Annotated in this window: 8 protein-coding genes; 3 read left to right on the top strand and 5 right to left on the bottom strand. The window is 38.6% G+C overall.

Annotated features, from left to right (window positions below; translation table 11 throughout):
• Positions 1–61 precede the first annotated feature (61 nt).
• Complete coding sequence (locus F6K13_RS09590; RefSeq protein ID WP_124154645.1) at positions 62–286, top strand: glycosyltransferase family 4 protein; 225 nt, start codon at positions 62–64, stop codon at positions 284–286.
• Between the two features lie 72 nt (positions 287–358).
• Positions 359–568, top strand: a complete 210-nt coding sequence (locus F6K13_RS09585) for a glycosyltransferase (protein ID WP_338043171.1) — start codon at positions 359–361, stop codon at positions 566–568.
• 240 nt (positions 569–808) lie between these two features.
• On the opposite strand, the gene F6K13_RS09580 is transcribed toward F6K13_RS09585, so the two are convergent.
• The 3 genes from F6K13_RS09580 to F6K13_RS09570 form a co-directional block, all read right to left on the bottom strand.
• Entirely contained in the window at positions 809–1,045 is a 237-nt protein-coding gene (locus F6K13_RS09580; RefSeq protein WP_124144665.1) for a hypothetical protein, read from the bottom strand.
• Positions 1,046–1,423: 378 nt separating this feature from the next.
• Positions 1,424–3,325, bottom strand: a complete 1,902-nt coding sequence (locus tag F6K13_RS09575) for an efflux RND transporter periplasmic adaptor subunit (protein ID WP_124144664.1) — start codon at positions 3,323–3,325, stop codon at positions 1,424–1,426.
• 30 nt (positions 3,326–3,355) lie between these two features.
• A complete protein-coding gene (locus F6K13_RS09570; RefSeq protein ID WP_124144663.1) occupies positions 3,356–3,940 on the bottom strand; it encodes a PadR family transcriptional regulator in 585 nt (194 codons plus the stop codon).
• A gap of 455 nt (positions 3,941–4,395) precedes the next feature.
• Here F6K13_RS09570 and ftsH point away from each other — a divergent pair, with 455 nt between their 5' ends.
• Positions 4,396–6,387 carry an ATP-dependent zinc metalloprotease FtsH gene (gene ftsH / locus F6K13_RS09565; protein WP_124144662.1) on the top strand — a complete coding sequence of 664 codons (1,992 nt, stop codon included), beginning with the start codon at positions 4,396–4,398 and terminating at the stop codon, positions 6,385–6,387.
• Positions 6,388–6,699: 312 nt separating this feature from the next.
• Here ftsH and F6K13_RS09560 read toward each other — a convergent pair whose 3' ends face one another.
• Complete coding sequence (locus F6K13_RS09560) at positions 6,700–6,861, bottom strand: hypothetical protein (protein ID WP_287239197.1); 162 nt, start codon at positions 6,859–6,861, stop codon at positions 6,700–6,702.
• Entirely contained in the window at positions 6,818–7,480 is a 663-nt protein-coding gene (locus F6K13_RS09555; protein WP_124144661.1) for a M23 family metallopeptidase, read from the bottom strand. The genes F6K13_RS09560 and F6K13_RS09555 overlap by 44 nt, the downstream gene beginning before the upstream one ends.
• Positions 7,481–7,762: the final 282 nt, after the last annotated feature.

Raw genomic sequence — 7,762 nt, 5'->3', positions numbered from 1 at the left:
TATTGATTTTTGATTCTTGGAGATGTCTATTAGCTGAAGGTAAAATTGAAAAACTGATGTTTTGCGCCCAAAGTTAATCTCAAAATCATTACCACTCAGCAACGCCAGGGAAGAAGGACGTGAATATTTAATTCAGGCGATCGCTCAAGTACAAAAAACTATTCCTAATATAAAATTAGTAGTTATTGGCGATGGAATTTTACGTTCATCTTTAGAAAGTTTAGCTGGAAGTTTGTTATCTAATTACTGTTTTCTTGGAGTTAAACCACCTGAAGTTGTCAAATAATTGATGAATAAAGCTTTTTTATTGGGAGCGCCAAGCGTTACTACTGCTACAGGAGAATCCGAGTGATTACCGATAGTTATTCTAGAAGCACAAGCAATGGGATTACCTGTTGTTAGTTCGATTCATGCAGGTATTCCAGAAGCAATAATTGATGGAGAAACGGGTTTTTTAGCACAAGAAAAAGATGGGGAGAGTCTAGCTAAATATATTTTGAATTTGTTTGAAAATGTGGAACTAAGAGAACAATTTTCTACCCTGGTTCGTAGACGGATAGAAACATAATTTAACCTCAAATTAAATGCTGCAAAATCAGAAAAAATATATCATAATGTAATTAAAATTAATTAGACATCTGCGAAAAATAATAGACTTTTTGTAGCAGTATACAACAGGCAATAGGAAATAAAATTTCTGAAAAAAGGTACAAAAAATGCTATACATCTGCAATTTTATCAGATGTCTATTGAAGTATAAAATTTATAATTTTTCTGTAGATTATACCAATTTAAAAAAAGAATGTTACTAATAGTAAGAGGAATAAAAATACAAATGCAGGATATGCACTTTAACAAAGCGGTGCGACCCCGCGACGACGCCAGTCGCACCTGGTAGCGCACCAAGAGAAAAGAATGATTTACGACCTAAAAAATGGTATTTAAACCATTCATTCTGACTCGGTCCTCCTGACTTCCCCTCCTGGGAGGGGGAGGGGCGAGGGGTGGGTTGACTCCTAAGAAATATCCTAGCTATTTGTAGCAAAAATTTATCAATTTGGTATTAAAGCTGGAATTGAAGATGAGAGCCAGGGGATTTTAACATCATTTTCCCTCTTCAAAGGAGCTACGCTTACAGTAAAAAACTTATAATTATAATGAGGCTCGTAGTTTTGCTCTATCCATAATATCAAGTCTCATTAATTAGACATAATAAAAATGATATTTTCTCAATTATTTTGAGAATCTATCAAATTGCCCCCTACTCTCTACTACCTAATAAATGTTATTTGTGGGTATTTAAAGAGACATGATATAAGACAAGTATTTAAAGGGATAGAGCAAAACTACAAAAAAAATTTTATGATAACTAATTATCCGCTGACATAGCTCCCCGAGAGAGGGCAAATGATATAAGTTTCAACTATCTCTTATTCTTTCCTTTATCTGAATTTAAAAGCTTCACAGCAGAGCCATCCTTCAACTTTTGCACCCCTGAAACAATCAACTTGTCACCAGATTGTAAACCAGACACCACCTCAGTCACATCACCCTTAACCAAACCTAACTCTATTATCTGGCGTTTTGCTTTCTGCTCCTCACCCGCTCCTTCCAACAAATACACAAACCTTTCTTCTCCTTGAAAACCTACCGCTGTCATTGGTACTACCACAGTTTGACGTCTATCCCAAATCACATTTACCCGCACAAACTGACCATCTCTTAACTTTCCAGCACTATTATCCACATCTGCTTTAACTAAAATAGTTTGAGAGTCACTACTAACAGTAGGAGAAATAAAACTAACTTTCCCCATTCCCACAGGTTTCTCTTCTGAATTCTTAATCTCCACAGGTAAACCCAATTTTAAATCCCCTCGTCGCTCCAAAGGAATTGGTAAATTTATTTCTAATACTTGATTTGCCGTCACAGTAGTAATAGTGTCATTATCAGTAACAAAATCTCCCATTTTCACAATCATATTTCCCACAATTCCAGCAAAGGGTGCTACAACTACCGTATCCCGTAACTCCGCTTCTAAACTCTCTACCTCTGCTTGTGCTGCTGCCACATCTGCATTCGCCTGAGCAATTTCTTCAGGACGAGTACCGTTTTGTAACTCCTCTAAATTACTACGAGCTTCTGCAACCTCCGCCTCTGCTCTAGCAATTTCTTCAGGACGAGTGCCGTTTTGTAACTCCTCTAAATTACTACGAGCTTCAGCCACCTCCGCTTGTGCTCTGGCAATTTCTTCGGGACGAGTGCCATTTTCTAACCTTCTCAATACTTGGCGTTGTTGTTCCACTGCTGCTTCTAATGTCTCAATTGTAGATTCTCTATTTCTTTGCAACTGGGTCACTCGTCTTTTTGCTTCCTCTACTCTTGCTTTAGCTGCCTTCTCTTGTTTAAAAATTTCCTGAAAAGTTAATTCAGCGATCGCTCCTTCTGCTCTCAAATTTTGATTTCGCTTTACTTGTTCGCTAGCTAACTCTAATTCTGCTTGTTGTAATTCTATTTGCGCCTTAGCTTGAGCAATTTCTTCTAACAGACTACCTGACTTGGCATTGGCCAGTCGTGCTTCTGCCTCTTGTAGTTGTGCTTTTGCCTGAGCAATTTCTTCATCACGAGTACCTGCTTGCAGTTCTGCTAAACTTGCTTGAGATTGATTAAGACGCGCTCTAGATGCGGCAATTTGTTCTGGTCTTGCTCCAGTTTTGAGTTCTGCTAAACGTGCTTGAGATTGGTTAAGACGCGCTCTAGATGCGGCAATTTGTTCTGGCCTTGCTCCGGTTTTGAGTTCTGCTAAACGTGCTTGAGTTCGCCGGAGGTTTGCTTTAGTTCTCCTTAAGTTGGCTTCCACATTATCACTTTTGAGTTTAGCGATCGCCTGCCCTTTGGATATAAAGGTTCCTTCCTGGGCTAAAATTTCTACTACTCTACCATCTATTTCTGGTCTAACTTCGACTGAGCGTTTTGCTTCGAGTTTCCCGACAAATTCTGAGATTTCTTGGAGGGAGGTAGTTTCTATTGGTATGGCTTTAACTAGGGTACTTCGTCGTCTACCTGGAGCTACTGTTGATGGTTTGTTAGCTGTTTCGCTACTTTGAGACTGCCACCATTGTCCTCCTAAAAATCCTACTCCGAGGGTGGCAATAATTACTGTTGCCCAAAGTACACCAGAAAAATTCTTTTTCTCAGGTTGAAACCATTCCAGAGTAGTTTTTGTCTGGTCTTCATATATTTCTATTTTGGTATTCTCCTGGATATTTTCTGGTGGTTTAGTTTTGTCTTTAATTGCTGAGTTTGATGAATTGAAATTTGACATTTATTTAACCTTTATTTTTTGTGATTTTGACTAAATTTCTGCAGTTAATATAGAGTTAAAATTCTGTTTTTTTGCTTGATTAGAATCAAAATTTATCAGTTCTAATTCTTTGACTAATTCTTCTCTGAGCCATTGCGTTTCTGAATTAAGCATTGATTTTGCTCGATTCCAAGCCGAAAATTGATAGGGGTCTCGTTGTATATTTTCAGATTGTTGACTATCTAAATATTCTTGACGTAGTTGACAAACTATTAAACGATGTTCGATCAGTTTTACTCGTTCTATGGGTTCTAAATCACTGAAAAAGAAAAATTTAATCAGAAATCTAGAGCGACCTTTTACCCAACTTTCTTTGAGATTTTCTAGCATTTTTTCACGCCAGCGATCGCGCCCTTTTTCTGTTATTTGATAGATTTTACGACTACACCCGGCTTTCCCTGGTTCTTCTGTAACTACGAAAATATAACCCCGCTCTTCTAATCGTTTCAGCAACGGATATATAGCACCATAGTTGATGCTAATACAGCTACTCATAAATAACTCTAGCTGTTGCTTTAAACGATAGCCGTGCAGAGGCTTCTTTTGCAGTAAACCGAGGGCAGATAACTCAAGCATTTATATCAGTCTGATATATTTGTTTATTTTTTAATTATATTTCAATTTATTTCATCTGACGAAATAAAAATTAAAAAATCTTCAACTTATATTCTATAGCCCTGGGAGTTGGGTTGGGGGGTAAGTTTGGATAAGTTCAGTAGAACGGAAACTTACTTGTTTTATTTATCAAAATAATTGGGTCGCGCAACCCCGCCTGGAAATGGCGATCGGAATGCTACAACCTTTACCTGTCAATGCTTTGATATTTAATCAGCAAGCCCTAATTACCAAAAATGTAATTTTGCTTGTTTTAATTACTTAATAATTGAAGTGCTACTTAAGTTCAGCATTAATGCATGGTAATTGGTATCAGATATGAATCAAACTACCACTACTGCAAAGATAATGAAATACGCTATTGATATAGATATGTACCCTTAATCTAGATAAAAGGCCACGACTCAAGAATACTAATGAAAAATTTCTGGAAACAAATAAAAACAGATGGGCCGAATAAAATTAACAACTATCACCCATCACCGTGGAATCCTAAAGCTAATACCCAAAATACCAAAACTATTATTTTTCAAAAATATAAAAAACTTATATGGAGAATTTTGGTGACTGGGATAATTGCTCAAGGTGCCTTACTAGGAACTCCAGCTTTTGCTAATAAAAGTAATACTCAAAACTCTCTGAGCTACACTCAGCTACTCGAGAAAATTAAAGCTGGTGAAGTTACAGAAATAGATGCTTATCCCTCTCAAGGAATTGCTAAAGTTAGCCTGAAAGGGCAAAAAAGTAATGAACCTATGTATACCGTCAATGTATTTGAGTATAACCCAGAACTACTGGATCGAGTTCGCGCTCAAAAAATTGACTTTGAACTGAAGCGCTCTCCCGACAATAGCGCTGCTATGGGTATTATTTTCAATATCCTCATCGTCTTTGTAGTTATCATTGTGCTGCTAAGTATCCTGCGTCGTTCTAGTCAGTCACAGGGAAATGCTTTAAACTTTGGCAAGTCCAGAGCACGTTTTCAGATGGAGGCCAAAACAGGAGTATTATTTGATGATGTGGCAGGTATCGAAGAAGCAAAAGAAGAACTTCAAGAAGTAGTCAGTTTCCTCAAAAAGCCAGAAAAATTTACAGCTATTGGGGCAAAAATTCCTAAAGGAGTACTTTTGGTAGGACCTCCGGGAACAGGTAAAACTCTATTAGCAAAGGCGATCGCTGGAGAAGCAGGAGTTCCATTTTTTAGTATCTCTGGCTCAGAATTTGTGGAAATGTTCGTGGGTGTGGGAGCTTCTCGCGTCAGGGACTTATTTCGTAAAGCCAAAGAAAATGCTCCTTGCATCATATTTATAGATGAAATAGATGCGGTGGGTAGACAACGAGGAGCTGGTATTGGTGGAGGTAACGATGAACGGGAACAAACCCTAAACCAGTTACTGACAGAGATGGATGGGTTTGAAGGCAATACAGGCATCATTATTATCGCTGCAACTAACCGTCCTGATGTCCTGGATGCTGCATTATTACGTCCTGGTCGGTTTGATAGACAAGTAACTGTAGACTTGCCTGCTTATAATGGACGCTTGGGAATTTTGGAAGTCCATGCTCGGAATAAAAAACTAACTCCAGAGATTTCCTTGGAGGCGATCGCTCGACGGACACCAGGTTTTTCAGGAGCAGACTTAGCCAATATGCTGAACGAAGCAGCTATTCTGACTGCTAGAAGACGTAAGGAAGCAATTACACCTTCGGAAGTTGATGATGCTATTGACCGAGTGACCATCGGTTTGAGTTTAACTCCATTATTGGATAGTAAGAAAAAACGGTTAATTGCTTACCATGAAGTCGGACACGCTTTGTTAATGACTGTACTCAAAAATTCTGACCCTTTAAATAAGGTGAGTATTATTCCTCGTTCTGGAGGAGTGGGTGGTTTTGCTCAACCAATTATGGATGAAGGAATGGTTGACAGTGGGTTATATACCCGTTCTTGGTTAATAGACAGAATTACAATTTCTTTAGGTGGGCGTGCTGCAGAGGAGGAGATTTTTGGCCCTGCGGAGGTAACGGTGGGAGCTGCTAACGATATTAGGAGTGTGGCTAATTTAACCCGTGAAATGGTAACTCGTTATGGAATGTCGGATTTAGGGCCAATTGCTCTAGAGAATCCTAGTGAGGAAGTCTTTTTGGGTCGAGGTTGGCAGTCACAGTCAGAATATTCTGAGGAAGTAGCTACTAAAATTGACCATCAAGTTCGAGCAATAGCTGTTCATTGTCATGAGGAAGCTCGCCGAATCATTAGAGAAAATCGTGTGGTGATGGACAGGTTGGTAGACCTTTTAATAGAAAAGGAAACTATTGAGGGTGAAGAGTTCCGGAGAATTGTTTCGGAATACACAACATTACCTGAGAAACAGAAACTTTCTATTGGTTTAGAAAAGAAAAGTTGAAGTTTAATCTATAGCAGGGAATAGGGAATAGGGAATAGGCAACAGGCAACAGTGGGGAAATATTTCCCTGTCTCCGGTTTATTATCAGGATAAGTCCTAACCAACCGATTCTTTGCTATAGGTTTTGAGTGGTAGATGTTGAATATCGAGATTTGAAGTTGTCAATGAACTCCTGCCTTTTTTTCCTTTTTAACTAGGGCTTACTGATTAAATCTCAAAGCATTGACTGATATTGGTTATAGCATTTTTTTATCTAAAAAAGTGTCAGCTTTTCAGTGGCAAGAGCTGCAAAAAGCTAGTATTTTGGGACGATTATGGGAGAAAAATCATTCTGACAATTCTTACCCCTACCTCCTCGCTCCCGATCCATTTCTCCTGTCTCCTGTCTCCTGTCTCCTGTCTCCTACCCCCATAATTATTAATTGTTGAACTATCTACCTTGTAAACCTGATAGACTCCTAGTTTGTTGAGCATACATCTCTCGTAAAATTAAACCAGGGTCTACCCAACGACCCCCATATTTCAAACCCCAATGAAGATGGGGGCCACTGGTTCGACCAGTCATTCCCACTCTCGCTATTCGAGTCCCAGCAGGTAGCACTTGACCTTGAAGTAGCATAATTCCACCACCACGATCTACTAAATAACGACGTCCACCATGAGTTTCTACGCCTCCTTGAACATGGCAGTAAACGTGTTCCCAATAGCCTGACTTAATTACAATACCAGTCCCACATCGCCTATCTTCCCAAACTTCTACAACTTTGCCTGCCCACCAATTTCGGATATAGCTTCCTTGGGGTGCTGCTAGGTCTAACCCATAATGAAATCCCCCACCCCTAGGGCCAAAGGGAGATGTATATCCTTGAAAGTTTTCGACTGGGAAGGAAGCATTTTGCCAGTTATTGACGTAGGCTATTTGTTGATTATTAATTGTGGGTTCTTGAGCTGTGACTAATTCTTGTTTGAGTCCTGTGGTGGTGAAGCCAACTCCGATGATTCCTAGCAATAGTAAAATTTTTTTTGATTTATTAAAATACTGCTTTATAGGATTAGATACCAAAGGCAAACCAAGAGGGATTGGATTTGACATGGTTTTTATTCACTCCTCAATTTCTTGTGACCATGGATGATTTGATACATCTGAAGATTCTGAGGAATTTTATCATCAATTTAACTATGTTGCCATTAGTAAATAGCATTGTTAGCTATAGGCAAATCTATATAGCTTGTCTCCAGAAATTTCGAGATTAACGCTAGATATAGAGAACAAAAACTATAGTGCTATATATATGTAGTTTTTGAATGGATAAAATCGAAAATCCTCACTCATTTTTATTCATTTGCCCATAGACTAATTCTATTTGAGCCAAAT

The organism is Okeania sp. SIO2B9, from assembly GCF_010672505.1.
GTDB lineage: Bacteria > Cyanobacteriota > Cyanobacteriia > Cyanobacteriales > Microcoleaceae > Okeania > Okeania hirsuta.
This window is presented reverse-complemented; position numbering and strand designations above follow the sequence as displayed.

Bases quoted from the DNA above. Each gene is read 5' to 3' on its own strand.
- F6K13_RS09575 (WP_124144664.1), bottom strand. From the start codon at position 3,325: ATGTCAAATTTCAATTCATCAAACTCAGCAATTAAAGACAAAACTAAA.
- F6K13_RS09570 (WP_124144663.1), bottom strand. From the start codon at position 3,940: ATGCTTGAGTTATCTGCCCTCGGTTTACTGCAAAAGAAGCCTCTGCAC.
- ftsH (WP_124144662.1), top strand. From the start codon at position 4,396: ATGAAAAATTTCTGGAAACAAATAAAAACAGATGGGCCGAATAAAATT.
- F6K13_RS09560 (WP_287239197.1), bottom strand. From the start codon at position 6,861: ATGCTCAACAAACTAGGAGTCTATCAGGTTTACAAGGTAGATAGTTCA.
- F6K13_RS09555 (WP_124144661.1), bottom strand. From the start codon at position 7,480: ATGTCAAATCCAATCCCTCTTGGTTTGCCTTTGGTATCTAATCCTATA.